This window comes from Limimaricola variabilis, from assembly GCF_034371605.1.
In the GTDB taxonomy this organism is placed as follows: Bacteria; Pseudomonadota; Alphaproteobacteria; order Rhodobacterales; family Rhodobacteraceae; genus Limimaricola; species Limimaricola variabilis.
In genome coordinates this window covers 1,404,907-1,419,862 of the sequence record NZ_CP139691.1, presented here as the reverse complement: position 1 = coordinate 1,419,862, position 14,956 = coordinate 1,404,907, and the positions used below count along the sequence as shown (strand labels likewise).

Annotated in this window: 15 protein-coding genes; 7 read left to right on the top strand and 8 right to left on the bottom strand. The window is 68.9% G+C overall.

All coding sequences use genetic code 11. From position 1 onward, the window contains the following. Positions 1-39: 39 nt before the first annotated feature. The 3 genes from T8T21_RS06965 to T8T21_RS06955 all read right to left on the bottom strand — a co-directional run bounded on the left by T8T21_RS06965 (position 40) and on the right by T8T21_RS06955 (position 2,327). Positions 40-1,278: an aspartate kinase gene (locus T8T21_RS06965; protein ID WP_183474042.1), complete on the bottom strand. Its 1,239-nt coding sequence runs from the start codon at positions 1,276-1,278 to the stop codon at positions 40-42. 67 nt (positions 1,279-1,345) lie between these two features. Next, the gene (locus tag T8T21_RS06960) at positions 1,346-1,768 is read right to left on the bottom strand and encodes a DUF1178 family protein (protein WP_322337321.1); all 423 of its coding nucleotides are present in this window, start codon (positions 1,766-1,768) and stop codon (positions 1,346-1,348) included. A gap of 67 nt (positions 1,769-1,835) precedes the next feature. Then, on the bottom strand, positions 1,836-2,327 hold the full coding sequence (locus tag T8T21_RS06955) for an NUDIX hydrolase (RefSeq protein ID WP_322337320.1): 492 nt from the start codon (positions 2,325-2,327) through the stop codon (positions 1,836-1,838). 140 nt (positions 2,328-2,467) lie between these two features. Here T8T21_RS06955 and T8T21_RS06950 point away from each other — a divergent pair, with 140 nt between their 5' ends. The 4 genes from T8T21_RS06950 (at position 2,468) to modC (ending at position 6,168) form a co-directional block, all read left to right on the top strand. After that, positions 2,468-3,592 carry an acetoin utilization protein AcuC gene (locus tag T8T21_RS06950; RefSeq protein ID WP_322337319.1) on the top strand — a complete coding sequence of 375 codons (1,125 nt, stop codon included), beginning with the start codon at positions 2,468-2,470 and terminating at the stop codon, positions 3,590-3,592. Between the two features lie 61 nt (positions 3,593-3,653). Beyond that, a complete protein-coding gene (gene modA, locus T8T21_RS06945; RefSeq protein ID WP_322337318.1) occupies positions 3,654-4,418 on the top strand; it encodes a molybdate ABC transporter substrate-binding protein in 765 nt (254 codons plus the stop codon). Beyond that, a complete protein-coding gene (gene modB / locus T8T21_RS06940) occupies positions 4,418-5,107 on the top strand; it encodes a molybdate ABC transporter permease subunit (RefSeq protein WP_322337467.1) in 690 nt (229 codons plus the stop codon). Before modA ends, modB begins: the two co-directional genes overlap by 1 nt. After that, positions 5,104-6,168: a molybdenum ABC transporter ATP-binding protein gene (modC, locus tag T8T21_RS06935; protein WP_322337317.1), complete on the top strand. Its 1,065-nt coding sequence runs from the start codon at positions 5,104-5,106 to the stop codon at positions 6,166-6,168. Before modB ends, modC begins: the two co-directional genes overlap by 4 nt. A 57-nt stretch (positions 6,169-6,225) precedes the next feature. On the opposite strand, the gene T8T21_RS06930 is transcribed toward modC, so the two are convergent. Beyond that, on the bottom strand, positions 6,226-6,495 hold the full coding sequence (locus T8T21_RS06930) for a DksA/TraR family C4-type zinc finger protein (RefSeq protein ID WP_183474060.1): 270 nt from the start codon (positions 6,493-6,495) through the stop codon (positions 6,226-6,228). Between the two features lie 121 nt (positions 6,496-6,616). Next, entirely contained in the window at positions 6,617-8,134 is a 1,518-nt protein-coding gene (gene nhaC / locus T8T21_RS06925) for a Na+/H+ antiporter NhaC (protein WP_322337316.1), read from the bottom strand. Between the two features lie 256 nt (positions 8,135-8,390). Here nhaC and yghU point away from each other — a divergent pair, with 256 nt between their 5' ends. Continuing rightward, positions 8,391-9,257 (top strand): glutathione-dependent disulfide-bond oxidoreductase, encoded by an 867-nt coding sequence (yghU, locus tag T8T21_RS06920; protein ID WP_322337315.1) that lies wholly within the window; start codon positions 8,391-8,393, stop codon positions 9,255-9,257. 63 nt (positions 9,258-9,320) lie between these two features. On the opposite strand, the gene T8T21_RS06915 is transcribed toward yghU, so the two are convergent. Beyond that, entirely contained in the window at positions 9,321-10,565 is a 1,245-nt protein-coding gene (locus T8T21_RS06915; RefSeq protein WP_322337314.1) for a lytic murein transglycosylase, read from the bottom strand. 183 nt (positions 10,566-10,748) lie between these two features. Between T8T21_RS06915 and T8T21_RS06910 the strand changes: the two genes are divergently transcribed. Then, on the top strand, positions 10,749-12,023 hold the full coding sequence (locus T8T21_RS06910; RefSeq protein WP_183474072.1) for a cation:proton antiporter: 1,275 nt from the start codon (positions 10,749-10,751) through the stop codon (positions 12,021-12,023). A gap of 144 nt (positions 12,024-12,167) precedes the next feature. On the opposite strand, the gene T8T21_RS06905 is transcribed toward T8T21_RS06910, so the two are convergent. Together T8T21_RS06905 and T8T21_RS06900 are read right to left on the bottom strand one after the other, a co-directional pair. After that, on the bottom strand, positions 12,168-13,406 hold the full coding sequence (locus T8T21_RS06905; protein WP_322337313.1) for an amino acid aminotransferase: 1,239 nt from the start codon (positions 13,404-13,406) through the stop codon (positions 12,168-12,170). Positions 13,407-13,423: 17 nt separating this feature from the next. Further along, positions 13,424-14,329 (bottom strand): DMT family transporter, encoded by a 906-nt coding sequence (locus T8T21_RS06900; RefSeq protein WP_322337312.1) that lies wholly within the window; start codon positions 14,327-14,329, stop codon positions 13,424-13,426. 114 nt (positions 14,330-14,443) lie between these two features. Between T8T21_RS06900 and T8T21_RS06895 the strand changes: the two genes are divergently transcribed. After that, positions 14,444-14,902 (top strand): Lrp/AsnC family transcriptional regulator, encoded by a 459-nt coding sequence (locus T8T21_RS06895; RefSeq protein WP_322337311.1) that lies wholly within the window; start codon positions 14,444-14,446, stop codon positions 14,900-14,902. The last annotated feature ends 54 nt before the right edge of the window (positions 14,903-14,956 follow it).

The window sequence follows — 14,956 nt, the reverse complement described above, 5'->3', positions numbered from 1 at the left end:
GCCCCTTCGCCGCCCGTACCTTGGGGGGAGTCGTCCCGGTCAGGCGGCCTTGTCCAGCCCGAAGGCATCATGGAGGGCCTGCACGGCGAGTTCCATGTATTTCCGGTCGATCAGCACGGAAATCTTGATCTCCGAGGTGGTGATGACCTTGATATTGATGCCTTCGGCGGCAAGCGCCTTGAACATGTCGGCGGCGACGCCGGTGTGGCTGCGCATGCCGATGCCGACGACCGAGACCTTGGCGACACCGGTGTCGGTGACGAGGTCGTTGAAGCGGATGTCGCCACGCTCGCGGGCGGCTTCGACCGCCTTCTCGGCGCGCATCACCTGGTCGTTGGGGCAGGAGAAGGTCATGTCGGTGCGACCCTCTTCCGAAATGTTCTGGACGATCATGTCCACGTTCACGCTCGCATCGGCGAGCGCGCCGAAGATCGCCGAGGCGATGCCGGGCCGGTCGGCCACGGAGATGAGCGTCATCTTGGCCTCGTCGCGGGAATAGGCGACACCGGCGACCACGTTGCTTTCCATGATATCCTCCTCGTCGCAGACGAGCGTTCCCGCATCGTCGGACTGTTCCTCGAAGCTCGACAGCACGCGCAGCTTCACCTTGTAACGCATCGCCAGCTCGACCGAGCGGGTCTGCAGCACCTTGGCCCCGAGAGAGGCCAGCTCCAGCATCTCCTCGAAGGCGATGCGATCGAGCTTGCGGGCCTTCTCGCAGATCCGCGGGTCGGTGGTGTAGACCCCGTCCACGTCGGTGTAGATGTCGCAGCGCACCGCGTCGAAGGCGGCCGCGAAGGCCACCGCCGTGGTGTCCGAGCCACCCCGGCCCAGCGTGGTGATGCGGCCCTCGGGACTGACGCCCTGAAAGCCCGCAACCACGGCGACCTTCATGCCCTCGGCGAACTTGGCGCGGATGTTCTCGGGCGGGATGTCCTCGATGCGCGCGGCGCCATGGGCACTCGTCGTCTGCACCGGCACCTGCCAGCCCTGCCAGCTGCGCGCCGGGATATCCATTTCCTGAAGCCGCAGCGCCATCAGGCCCGCGGTCACGTTCTCGCCCGAGGAGGTGACGGCGTCGTATTCGCGCGCGTCATACATCGGGGAGGTCTCGTTGACCCAGCCCACCAGCTCGTTGGTCTTGCCGGCCATCGCCGAGACGATCACGATCACCTCGTGCCCCTTGGCCACCTCGACGGCCACGCGTTTCGCGGCACGGTGGATCCGATCGAGCGTGGCGACCGAGGTGCCGCCGAATTTCATCACCAGGACCGACATGGCTCTCCCCGCGCAGATTCCGGCGCCTCCATAGCGGCCGGGCGACGCGAGGGCAATGGAGGTAGGATCAGTTGGTCCGGCGCTTGGGCGCGAAAGGCAGCGGCGCGACCGGGATCCCGTCCTCGATCAAGCGCCGCGCCTCTTCGGGGCGGGCTTCGCCGTGGATCGCCCGCTCGGGGGTCTTGCCTTCATGCATGGACCGAACCTCGCGCACGAAGGCATCGCCGACATAGTCGGAATTCGCCTCCAGCTTGCGCCGCAGCTCGGCCATCGCCTTTTCGAGCGGGTTGCCCGGCTCCGACAGCCGCCGCTTCGGCGCGGCGGCGTTCTCGTTGACCGAGGGCGCCATCAGCGCCTTCTTCACCCGCGCATCGCCGCAGACCGCGCAGGAGAGCTGCCCGGCCTTCTCGAGCGCGTCATAGGCGCTCGCGGAGGCGAACCAGCTATCGAAGGCGTGGCCGTTCTGGCAGGTGAGGTCGTAACGGATCATCGGCGGAAATCCTGGTCTGATAGCCATCAGATAGGCGCAGAGGCGGAAAGGTGCAAAGTGCCGCGCTTCACGAGGCCGGGGGCGGGTCCGCCTCCGTCATGCGCGGGCGCTGCGGCGCGGGGTCGAAGCCGAGCACCATCTGCCGCAGCTCGGGCGCGGAGAGCTTGGCCGCGGCTGCCTCGCGGGTGAACCACTTGCGGCGTCGTTCGCCGCGTTCGGGCCAGTCCGCAAGCACCTGGGTGACCCGGACCGGAAAAACCATGGCGAAATGCGGCCGCCCGCTGCGGCCGCTACCCTTCACATAGGACCATATGCCAAGGCAGCGATCCTCAGGCTGGCCGACCAGCCCGGCTTCCTCGCGCGCCTCGGCCGCCGCCGCCTCGGCCGGGGTAGCACCGTCCATTGGCCAACCCTTGGGCAGGATCCAGCGGCCACGCCCCCGGCTGGTGATCAGGCAGATTTCGATCGAATCGCCGGCCACGCGCCAGGGCAGGGCCGCGAACTGGGTTCGGCCCATGCGCTGGTGCCGCTTGGCGACGCGGAGCGGGTGCTGGATCATGGGGTCTCTCGGGGCCGCTGAAGGTCTGCCAGTGGTTCCATGAGCGGGCGGGGGCTGGCAAGACATGGGCGCGCCCCGGCTGCGACGACGTGGCGATGGCGCCGCGTTCGAACACGCAGGGGGCGGGTAGGGGACGGGGCATGACAACAAGAGCGCGTTTCATCGGATCCGAGATCTACCGGGGGTCGTCCTATGGTGCTTGGCATCCGCTACGGGTGCCGCGCGTCTCGACCGTCATGGACCTCGCCCGCGCGCTCGGCTGGCTGCCCGATGCGGCCTACATCCGCAGCCCGCGTGCCCGGCCGGCGGCGCTGCATGCCTTCCACACGCCGGACTATGTCTCGGCCCTGTTGGCGGCCGAGGAGACACAACAGGTCGCCGCCGAGACCCGCGCGCGCCACCAGCTGGGCACGCCGGCCAACCCGGTCTTTCCCGAGATGTATCGCCGCCCCGCCACCGGTGTGGGCGGGGCGCTGCTGGCGGGCGAACTGCTGCGCGATGGCGGGCGGTTGCATCTGCCGGGCGGCGGGACCCATCACGGGCTGCCGGATCGCGCCAACGGCTTTTGCTATCTCAACGACCCGGTCTTCGCGATCCTGTCTCTCCGGCATCATGGCGCGCGGCGCGTCGCCTATGTCGATATCGACGCGCATCATTGTGACGGGGTCGAGGCCGCCTTCGCACGCGACTCCGACACGATTCTCGTTTCGACCCATGAGGAGAACCGATGGCCCCGCACCGGCGCGCTGGAGGATGTCGGCTCCGGGCAGGTCTTCAACCTGCCGCTGCCGTCCGGCGCCGGCGATGACGCGATGGCGCTGGCGCGGGACCGGGTGATCCTCCCTGCCGTAGCCGCGTTCCGGCCGGATGCGATCGTGCTGCAATGTGGATCCGACGCGCTGGAGGAAGACCCGCAGTCGCGGCTCGCCATGTCGGGCCATGCCCATCTGTCGGTGTTGCGCGCGCTCATGCCGCTGGCGCCGCGTTTCCTGCTGCTGGGCGGCGGCGGCTACAACCCGTGGGGCGTCGGTCGGCTCTGGACGGCGGCATGGGGTGTTCTGGCGGGGCACGCGCTGCCCGACCGGCTGCCGGAACCGGCGCAGGCGGTGCTGCGGGCTCTGGAATGGGGCAACCAGAAGCGCGTGAAGCGGCCGCCGGCGGAGTGGCTGACCACGCTGGTCGACCCGCCGCGCCCGGGTCTCCTGCCGGACCTGCTGCGCGACCGCGTTGCGGCGCTGGAGTCGCGGCTGGTGGCATGGGTCTGAGCCGCACCCTTGCGGGGCAGGGGCGGGGGATGCGAGAGGGGAGCGTCAGACGGGGAGAAACATGCGCACCGGAATCCTGCTCGCAGCGTTGCTGGCGGCTTCGCCCGGTCTCGGCCGGGCCGAGATACTGACCTTCGCGGCGGCGAGCCTTGGCGGCCCGCTCGACCGCGCCATCGAGGTCTGGGAGGCGCAGGGCGGCGCCCCGGTGACCGTGTCCTATGCCGGCAGCTCGGCTTTGGCGCGCCAGATCGCCGCCGGTGCCCCGGCCGACCTCTTCGTCTCGGCCAGCACGGAATGGATGGACGAGGTGGCACGAGACGGGCTGATCCAGCCTGAAAGTCGGCGCGACCTTCTGGGCAACGCGCTGGTGCTCGTCGCCGAGCCGCACGCTGAACCGGTGACGATCGGCCCCGATCTCGACCTTCCCGCGCTTCTGGGCGATGGCCGTCTGGCCATGGCACTGGTCGACGCGGTACCGGCCGGCCAATACGGCCGCGCGGCGCTGGAGAGCCTCGATCTATGGAACGAGGTCGCGCCGCGCGTCGCGCAGGCCGAGAACGTGCGCGCCGCGCTGGCGCTCGTGGCCAGCGGTGCCGCGCCCTATGGTATCGTCTACGCCACGGACGCGCATGAGGAGCCGCGGGTGCGCGTGGTGGGTCAGTTTCCCGAAGACAGCCACCCGCCGATCCTCTACCCGGCCGCCCTCGTGGCCGGGGCGGATGAGGACGCGGCGGCGTTTCTAGACTTCCTGTCCGGCCCGCTGGCGGGCGAGATCTTCGCGGAGGCGGGCTTCACCCGGCCGCCGCAGGCGGAGGCGCCGGAGTGATCGACTGGCTCGGTCCCGAGGAATGGCAGGCGGTGCGGCTGTCGCTCAAGGTGTCGGCCACCGCCGTCGCGGCGAGCCTTCCGCTCGGGCTGCTCTGCGCGCTGGCACTGGCCAAGGGCCGGTTCCCGGGGCGGCAGCTTCTCAACGGGCTGGTGCATCTGCCGCTGATCCTGCCGCCGGTGGTGACCGGCTACCTGCTCTTGATCGCCTTCTCGCGGCAGGGCCCGCTGGGTTCGCTGCTCGAGCCGCTCGGCGTGTCCTTCGCCTTTCGTTGGACCGGCGCGGCACTCGCTGCCGCGATCATGGCCTTTCCGCTGATGGTGCGGCCGATGCGGCTTGCCTTCGAGGCGGTCGATCCGGGGCTCGAGGCGGCGGCGGCGACGCTCGGCGCGTCGCGGCTCAGGGTCTTCATCACCGTGACGCTGCCGTTGGCGCTGCCCGGCGTGGTGGCGGGCGCCATCCTCGCCTTTGCCAAGGCGATGGGCGAGTTCGGCGCCACCATCACCTTCGTCTCAAACATCCCCGGCGAAACCCGGACCATCCCGACCGCGATCTATGCGTTCCTGCAGATGCCGGGCGGCGAGGGCGCGGCATTGCGGCTCGTGGCGGTCTCCATCGCGCTGGCCATGGGCGCGCTTCTGGCCTCGGAATGGCTGTCGCGGCGGATCGCGCGGCGGGTGGCGGCATGATCGCGATTCACGTGAAAAAGCGGCTCGGCGCCTTCAATCTCGACGCAGAGTTCGAGGCGCTGCCCGGCGTCACCGCGCTGTTCGGTCGCTCGGGCTCGGGCAAGACCAGCGTCATCAATGCCGTGGCGGGGCTGCTGCGACCGGATGCGGGGCGGATCGAAGTTGACGGTGCGGTTCTGTATGATCGGGCGGCGCGGGTCGACGTGCCGGTGCATCGTCGCCGCGTCGGCTACGTGTTTCAGGATGCACGGCTGTTCCCCCACATGTCGGTGGAGAAGAACCTCGCCTATGGCGGCCGCCACGATCGCGACCGGGTGATCGCCATGCTCGGGCTGGAGGGATTGCTCGATCGTCGTCCTGCCGCGCTTTCGGGGGGTGAGCGGCAGCGCGTGGCGATCGGGCGCGCGTTGATAAGCGACCCGCGCATCCTGCTGATGGACGAGCCGCTCTCTGCGCTCGACGCGGCGCGCAAGGCCGAGATCCTGCCTTGGCTCGAGAGGCTGCGCGACGAGGCCGGATTGCCGATCCTCTATGTCAGCCACGCCGCTTCCGAGGTCGCTCGACTGGCCACCACGGTGGTGGTGATGGAGGCGGGCCGCGTGCTGCGCGCGGGCGCGGTCGCCGAGGTGCTGTCGGACCCGGCGGCGGTCGGCATGATCGGTGCGCAGGAGGCGGGCGCGGTGGTGCGGGCACGGATCGCCGGGCTCGACCGGATCGACGGGCTGACGGAGCTGGCGCTGTCCGGCGGGCGGATCGTGCTGTCCGGTCGGCTCGGCGGCATCGGTACCCATCTGCGACTGCGCATCTCGGCGCAGGACGTGATCCTCGCCCGCGAGAAGCCGCAGGGGCTGAGCGCGCTCAACATCCTGCCCGCCGAGGTCACTGCCCTCGACGAGGGCCCCGAAGGCGTGGCGGTGGGCCTGCTATGCGGCAGCGACCGGCTGCTGGCGCGGGTCACGCGCCGCTCGGCCCGGGCGCTCCGGCTGGAGCCGGGGCAGGGGGTCTGGGCGATCGTCAAGGCGAGCGCGGTGGCCCCTGACGATGTCGGCGGCGCGGTCTGAACTCCGGGCGTCCGTTCCGGTCATGCTTCCCCGAATCCGCGGAGCCGCTCTCCTTGTTCAGCGCAGCTGGCTGTCCTTGGAGCCACGCCGATTGATGCCGCCGCGGGCTTGCGGGCGGGCGTCGCGCCCCTGCTGACACTCGATGCAGAGCTTCACGCCGGGGATCGCCTCTCGCCGTCGCTCGGGGATCTCCTCGTCGCATTCAGCGCAATGGGTCGCGCTTTCGCCGACCGGGCCGCGCCGCGCCTGCATGCGCTTCAGCTCGTCATTGATCGAGGCCTCGATCTGCTCTTCCACCGCGCCGTCGCGGGCCCAGCCTCCGGCCATGATCGCCTCCCGTGATTGGCTCTTCTTTCACCTAGGCGCTCGCGCCGCGAAGTGAACCCCTAGGCCCCGACATGAAAAAGCCCCGCCGAAGCGGGGCTTTTGGGTCTTCTGCGAGCCTGGTTCAGACCGGCATGGCTTCCTTGGCGGGGCCGGGGTCGCCGAGGTGGTCGTGACCGGAGAGGTCCATGACATCCTCGTTGTCGCGAGCCCAGTTGGCGCGGTCCTTGTCCGAGGCCTTGGGCGAGAACAGCCCCGTGACGGCGTAAAAGATACCGATTACCGGCGCGGTCCAGCAGGCGAAGGCCAGCGGGATGTAGAGCAGGTTCTCCATGTTGCCGTCCATGATGCCGAGGCCCAGCGCGGTGATCACGAAGGCACCGCCGGCGTTCCACGGGATCAGCGGGCTCATCAGCGTGCCGCCTTCCTCGGTGGCTCGGCTCAGGTTGAGCGTGGAGTAGCCCATGCCGCGATAGAGCGGCGCATACATCCGGCCCGGCAGGGCGATCGAGATGTAGGGGTCGCCCGCAACCACGTTGGTGGCAAACGAGGTGACGATGGCCGAGGACTGCACCGCGGCAAAGCTCTTCACCCGGTTGACGATGGCGAGGATGATCGCCTCTAGACAGCCGGTACGCTCCAGAGCGCCGCCGAAGCCAAGTGCAATCAGCATCAGCGAGATGGTCCACATCATCGACTGGATGCCGCCCTTGTTCAGCAGCGCGTCGATGTCGGCGATGCCGGTCTCGATCGAGTAGCCCGACTGCGCGTAGGTGAACACGTCATGCAGGCCCACACCCTGCTGGAACATGGCGATGATGCCACCCAGCAGCACGCCCGCGAAGAGCGAGGGCAGCGGCGGCTGGCGGAACAGCGCGAGGCCGATGACCAGCAGCGCCGGGGTCAGCGGGATCAGCCCGAGGGCGAAGTCCTGCTCGAGCCGTGCGGTGATCTGGGTGATCGCCTCGAGCGAGGTATCGGCCGGCTCGATCAGCCCATAGCCTGCCACGATATAGACGCCCAGCGCGATCAGCATCGCGGGCACCGTGGTCGGCAGCATGTTCTGGATGTGGTCGAAGATGTTCACGCCGGTCACGGCGGGGGCGAGGTTGGTGGTGTCCGACAGCGGCGAGATCTTGTCGCCGAAGAAGGCGCCCGAGACGATCGCGCCGGCGGTCCAGTACATCGGGATGCCGAAGCCCGCGCCGATACCCATGAGCGCGACGCCAATCGTGCCGACCGTGCCCCAGGAGGTGCCCAGCGACAGCGAGACGACCGCACAGAGGATCATCGCGGCGGCAAGGAAGATCGAGGGGTTCAGCAGGGTCAGGCCATAATAGATCAGCGTCGGCACGGTGCCCGAGGCGATCCAGACGCCGATGATCATGCCAACCACGATCAGCACCGAAAGCGACGGCAGCGAGACGTGGATGACGTGGAACACGCCCTCGCGGATATCGGTCCATTTCTGGCCGCGCATGACCCCGAGCAGGCCGGTGATTGCGAGGCCGATGACCAGCGGGATATGCGGCGTGAAGTCACCGAAATAGAAGAGCTGCAGGCCAAGCAGGCCCAAGGTCAGAACGACCGGCAACAGGGCCAGTCCGAGCGATGGCAGTTTTCTGTCTGTCGTGTCGGTCACGTGGGAGCGATCTCCTGACTGTTGAAAAAGGCGCCTTATGGGGGAATTAGCGGAGAATTGCCACCGGGGTAGGGGAATTTCGGCTGAAAAATTCGTCTTTCGAAGGCATATGGAACCGTCATGGCTGCATCATTGCAGGCGGATCGGGCCGTGGTGCGGAAGTGCGCAACGGATTGTGCAGGGCCTCTCCCTCGACAGCCACCTTCCGCAGGGACATCTACCGGACCAACCCGTCACAGATGTCAGGACACCCGCGATGAAGGATCTCACCGAGTACACCCCGCCCAAGGTCTGGACCTGGGATGCGGAGAATGGCGGCCAGTTCGCCAAGACCAACCGCCCCATCGCCGGGGCGACCCATGACAAGCCGTTGCCCGAGGGCGAGCATCCGTTCCAGCTCTACTCCATGGCCACCCCCAATGGCGTTAAGGTCACGATGCTGTTCGAGGAACTGCTCGAAGCGGGACATGAGGGCGCAGAATACGACGCCTGGCTCATCAGGATCGGCGAGGGCGACCAGTTCGGTTCGGGCTTCGTGGAGATCAACCCAAACTCCAAGATCCCGGCGCTGGTGGACCGCACCGGCGATGCGCCGCAGCGGGTCTTCGAATCGGGTGCGATCCTTCTGCATCTGGCGGAGAAGTTCGGGGCCTTCCTGCCGAAGGAGCCGGGCCGGCGCACCGAGGCGCTGAGCTGGCTGTTCTGGCAGATGGGAAGCGCGCCCTATCTGGGCGGCGGCTTCGGACACTTCTATGCCTATGCACCGGAAAAGTTCGAATACCCGATCAACCGTTTCGCCATGGAGACCAAGCGCCAACTCGACGTGCTCGACCGGCATCTGGCCGAGCATGAGTTCATGGCGGATGAGTACTCGATCGCCGACATGGCGATCTGGGCCTGGTACGGTCAACTGGTGCTGGGCCGCCTCTACGATGCCGCCGAGTTCCTCGACGTCGAGAGCTACGGCCACGTGATGCGCTGGGCCAAGGCCATCGATGCCCGGCCCGCGGTTCAGCGGGGCCGCATGGTCAACCGCTCCTTCGGCGATCCGGCCCTGCAGCTGCACGAACGGCACGCGGCCGAGGATTTCGAGACCAAAACGCAGGACAAGATCGGCGGCTGAGCCGGCGCATCTTCGAGTAAAGAGGGCTGGCGCCGTGAGACGCCGGCCCTTTTCGTTTGCATGTCAGCGCAATGCGGCCTTCATCCCGGCCTCGGGAAAGCAGGTCGGCGCCCGCCCCTGCGTGGCCTGCCACTGGCCGATCGAGCGGCGGGTCTTGTAGCCCGCTAGCCCGTCGGCCCCGCCAGTGTCGTAGCCCTTGGACATCAGCGCCTGCTGCATGGCGGCCACGTCGCCGCGCATGAGCCCGCCCACCGCGCCCCAGCCCGCCGCGAAATCGCCGGACCCGTAGGCGATGCGGTCACCGACATGGCCGACGAACAGCGCGTAGAGATCGCTCATGTTGTAGTCCTTGAGCACGTAGAAGTTGGGCGTGACGATGAAGGCGGGACCGTGCCGGCCGGCCGGCATCAACAGAAAGCCCGTCGCGGCGGCTTCATGCGCCGGAAACGGCTTGCCCGAGACGCGGCTGATGCCCATGGCGGCCCAATCGCGGATCAGGCGGCCCTGATCCGGTCCTTCCAGCGCGCAGGAGACATTCGCGGGCACCCGTACCTCGAAGCCCCAGTCACGCCCCGCCACCCAGCCGTGCCGCGCGAGGTAGTTGCCGATCGAGGCGAGGGTGTCGGCCTCGGATCGCCAGATGTCGGCCCGACCGTCGCCATCGCCGTCGGCTGCGAACTTCAGAAAGCTCGACGGCATGAATTGCGGCTGGCCCAGCGCCCCGGCCCAGCTCGACTTCATCGCACCGGCAGGCGCGTGTCCGGCCTGCGCGATGCGCAGAAGCGCCAGCAGCTCGGCGGTGAAGTATTCGGCGCGGCGCCCCATGAAGGCCTTGGTGCCGAGGACGCGGAAGGCGTCATGCGGGATCGCCGCGCGGCCATAGGCGCTCTCGCGGCCCCAGATCGCCAGGATGATGTGCCCCGGCACGCCGGTCGCCCGCTCCACCGCGCGCAGCACCCCGGAATGGCGCGCCGCCATCTGCCGGCCGGTCGCCGCCGCGCCTTCGACCGCGCCGCGCGAGAAATAGGCGGCGGGGCTGGCGAATTCTGCCTGACGCTGGCGCCCCTGGGGCTGGGCCGGCGCGCCGGGCGGGGCGAGATCCGGGATGTCCCAGTCCAGCGCGACATGTCCCAGCGCCGCGTCGAAAGTGCCGCGCGACACGCCCTCGCGCGCCGCCTGCGGCCAGAGCGTCCGCTCGCGCCATTCGCGGAACTGCCGCTCGACAGCCGCGCGGTCCTGTGCGCTGGCGGCAAGGGGCAGGACAGCGGGCAGGGCGATCAGCAAGCACAGGGCGATCAGGCGGATCATCGGGGCCTCCGGCAAACGGAATGGTCTGGGGACCCTAGACCGCCGACCCGTCCCGGTCACGGCGCTGTGGAGCGCGGGGCAGGCCACCCGGCGTGATCCCGCCGGGGACGCCGAGCTTGCCTGCGCTGCGGACCGACGCATGTTCACTGACGCGAAGGTCGCAGGACATGGCAGGCGAGGCGGATGCAGGAAGAGGCGTTTTTCGGGTTCAATCGCTACCACATCGCGTTGGCGGTGCTGGGGCTGGTGGTGATCGCGGCACGCTGGCTGCCGCGGCTGGTGTCGCGGCGCGAACCAGCCGCGGCACCGCTAATGATCCTGTTCGGTGCAGGCGTGGCGCTGCTCCTTCCCGACCTCGCCACGCTGCCCGACCCGCGCGAGGCGCCGCTGCCGTGGGAGCTTGCGAGCGAGTTGACCGTGATCGTGGCGCTGTTCGGAGCCGGCATGCGGATCGATGATCTGGGCTCCTGGGCGCGGTGGATGCCGACGATCCGGATGCTGGGCATCGCCATGCCGCTGACGATCCTCTCCGTGGCGCTTCTCGGGGTCGGGCTCACCGGCATGACCGTGGCCGGGGCGATCTTGCTCGGCGCGGTTCTGGCGCCCACCGACCCGGTGCTCGCCGCTGACGTGCAGGTCGGACCGCCACAGGAAGGCGAGGAGCATCCCGTCCGCTTCACCCTGACCACAGAGGCAGGGCTGAATGACGGCCTCGCCTTTCCCTTCGTCTATCTCGGTCTGATCGTCGCGGCGGAGGGGCTGAACCCCGGCAACTGGTTGATGGAGTGGCTGGCGCTCGACGTGGTCTACCGGATCGCCGTGGGCACGGCCATGGGCTGGCTGGGTGGCAAGGCGCTGGCCTTTATACTGTTCCGGCTGCCCTCCGACGCCGCCCTGGCCGAGACCGGCTCGGGCGTGGTAGCGCTGGCGGGTATCCTGCTGTGCTATGGCTCGACCGAGCTGGTCGAGGGCTACGGGTTCATCGCGGTGGCGATCCTCGGCCTGACGCTCCGCCGGATCGAGGCGGATCACCATTTCCACCGCCGCCTGCACGACTTCTCCGAATCGATCGAGCACGCGCTGACCGCCGTGCTTCTGGTGGCGCTGGGCACGGTGCTGCCGCTGCTGTTCCGCGACCTCAGCTGGGGGCAGGTTGTGGCGGCGCTGGCGCTGCTGTTGGTGATCCGGCCGCTGGCGGGCTGGGTGTCGCTCGCCGGGAGCGGTTTCCATCCACGCGACCGGATGATCGTCGCCGTCTACGGCGTGCGCGGCATCGGGTCGATCTATTACCTGTGCTATGCTGGCAGTCACATGGAGTTCGTCAACGAGGACGCGCTGTGGTCCTTGGTGGCGCTGGTGATCCTGATCTCGACCATTCTCCATGGCTTCAGCGTCGGCTGGGCGATGGAGCAATCCTCCGAGACGCGTGAACGTCGAAAGCTCGCTGTCGATCGATGAGGGGGCGCCGCTAGGTGCGGACCGATCCGAGCGATCTGCCCGGATCGGTCTTCCAGTTCAGGGTGATGTTTCGCCTCAATCGGCTAGCGCATCCGCGCCTCGTAAGCCTGAACGATCAGCGGTCCGCTACTTCCTGTGGACCTCTCATCCGATCAGTTCGACCTGCCTTTGCAAAGGGGCCGCGGGGCTGGGCCGGGCGAATGTCCGAATGCGGGATACGGCGTGCAAGGCGCGGGTCAGCGGCGCGATCTGGTCATGCCTGAGCCCCGCGACGTTGATGCGCCCCGTATCGGTGCCGTAGATCGCGAACTCCTCGCGCAGCCGCCGCATTTCCTCCGGTCCGAGTGGCAGCAGCGAGAACATTCCCTTCTGCCGACGCAGACCGGCAAAGGCCGGGTTCGCCCCCTCCGCTTCCAGCGCATCGCCCAGGGCCGAACGCAGGCCGTTCACCCGCGCGCGCATCGCGTCGACCTCGCGGAGCCAGCTTTCCGGCGCGGCGAGGATCTCAGCCGCGATTGCCGCACCATGCTCGGGCGGCATGGAGTAGCTGGCGCGGGCGATCCGCTCCAGCAGCGGGCCGACCGGGGCGATCGCGGCGGGGCTTTCGCCCACCACCAGCGCCGCGCCGGTGCGTTCACAATAGAGCCCCATGTTCTTGGAACAACTGGCCGCGATCAGCACGGTGGGGTTCTCGTCCACCACGCGGCGCAGCCCCGCGGCGTCTGCCTCCATGCCATCGCCGAAGCCTTGATAGGCCATATCGACCAGCGGGATCAGTCCACGTACCGCGCAGAAGGCCGAGACTTCGGCCCATTGCGGATCTGACAGGTCGATGCCCGACGGGTTGTGGCAGCAGCCATGCAGCAGCACCACGTCGCCGGGCACCGCCGCCTTCAGATCGTCGAGCATCGCGTCCAGATCGAGGCCCCGGGCGTCCTCGCGCAGCCGGTAGGTCTCGAAGCGCAGGCCCGGTGCGGTCATCAGGGGCCGGTGGTTGATGTAGCCCGGATCGCTCGACCAGACGGTCGCATCCGGGTGGGCGGCGGCGATCATCTCGGCCAGAAGCCGCAGCGCGCCGGTGCCGCCGACGCTCTGCATCGCATGGGTGCGGGCGAGGCGAGCCGACACGTCGCCCAGCAGGAGACGCGCCATGCCCACGTTGAATGCGGCATTGCCGGACAGCGCGCGATAGGCCTTGGAGGGCGCGGCCTGCGCGAGCTGCGCCTCGGCCCGGCGCACCGCCGCAGGCACCGGTGTCTCGCCGCTCTCATCGCGGTAGACGCCAACCACGAGATCCATGCGCCCCGGGCGCGGGTCGGCGCGGAAGTCTGAGATCAGACTCCACAGCGGATCGGAGCCGGGCTGGGGCAGTCGGTCGAGCATGACGGTCTCCTTCGGGATCAAGAACGGGCGGCGCGGAACACGCCAAGGGTGACGATGGCGATGCCGGCGAAGATCATCGGCGTCAGCGACTCGCCCAGCAGCGGCACCGCGCCGAGGGCTGCGAGGGCAGGGGCGAGGGAGCCCACGGCGGCGCAGGTCGCCGGGCCGAGGCGGGCGATCGCGGCGGCGTAGGCGAGGCTCGCCAGCACGCCGACGCCGAGGCCCTGCACCACGAGGAAAGGCAGGATCTCCGCGAAGGGCACGGTCATGATCCGCGTCTCGACCATGCCCGTGGCGATCATCGCGGCCAGCGCGGCAAGCGAGGGCAGGCACAGCAGCAAGGTGCAGCCGATCGGGTCGAGCCCGGCGCGCCGCAGCCCGAGCGTGTAGGCGCCCCACATCAGGCTCGCGCCCAGCAGCAGCCCCGCGCCACCGAGCGCCGCGCCGTCGAGCGCGCCTTGGCCCGCCACGAGCAGCGCCACGCCGCCGAGGATCAGGGCCAGCGCACGGCCCCGCGCGCGGGACACGGCGGTCCTGTCGATCCGGAAGGCGAGCAGCGCGACCGAGAGCGGCGTGGTCCCCGCGATCAGGGCGCCGACATGCGCTGCCGAGGTAAGCCCACCGCCCCATGAGGCGGTAAAGAAGAAGGGCAGTCCCGCCCCGAGCGCCACCAGCGCGGCATCGAGCGGCCGCACCCGGCGCAGCGCCGGAAGCCGCGAAGCGAGCCACGGCGCGAGGATCAGCACCGGCAGGCCGAAGCGGATCAGCGCCACGTCGGCCGGTGCCAGCGCCGATGCGCCGATCGCCCGGATCGAGAGCGCGAACCCCGCCCAGATCGTCACCGCCACCGCGACGGCGACCCAGCCTGCCAGCCGAGGCGCGGCGGGCCACGCGTCGGTCGGTGTCGTGAAGGTCGTGGTCATGCCGCTCTCCTGCCTGTCTCGGGCGCAGCATGGCGTGGCGTCTCAGCAATCGGCTTGCTATCTCTGCTTGGAGAGAAGGCGATTTTGGCAGAATCTGCCAAGAAGGGGCGGGAAATGGACGAGAAGGACAGGCAGATCATCGCTGCGCTCCAAGCGCATGGGCGGCTGACCAACCAGGAACTGTCGCAGAAGGTGAGTCTCTCACCGTCGCCCTGCCTGCGACGGCTGCGGATTCTGGAGGATAGCGGCGTTATCCGTGGCTACGCCGCCATCGTCGACGAGACCGCCTATGGCCTGCCGATCACCGCCTTCGTGCGGGTCCGGCTGGAGCGGCATGGCGAGGCGCAGGTCGCGGAGTTCGAGCGCAAGGTACGCGACATCGACGCGATCCTCGACTGCTACATGATGACCGGGGATGACGACTATCTGCTGCGGGTGCTGGTTTCGAGCCTGCAGGATTACGAGATCTTCGTGCGCCAGAAGCTGCACCAGATCGGCGGCATCGCCGCGATCGAGACGAGCTTTGCCTATGGCACGGTCAAGCGACGGACGGTGTTTCCCCGGATCGACTGACCGGGTGCCTGGCGGCAATTCGACTGCGACAGGAACCCAGCTTCAAATCTCTTG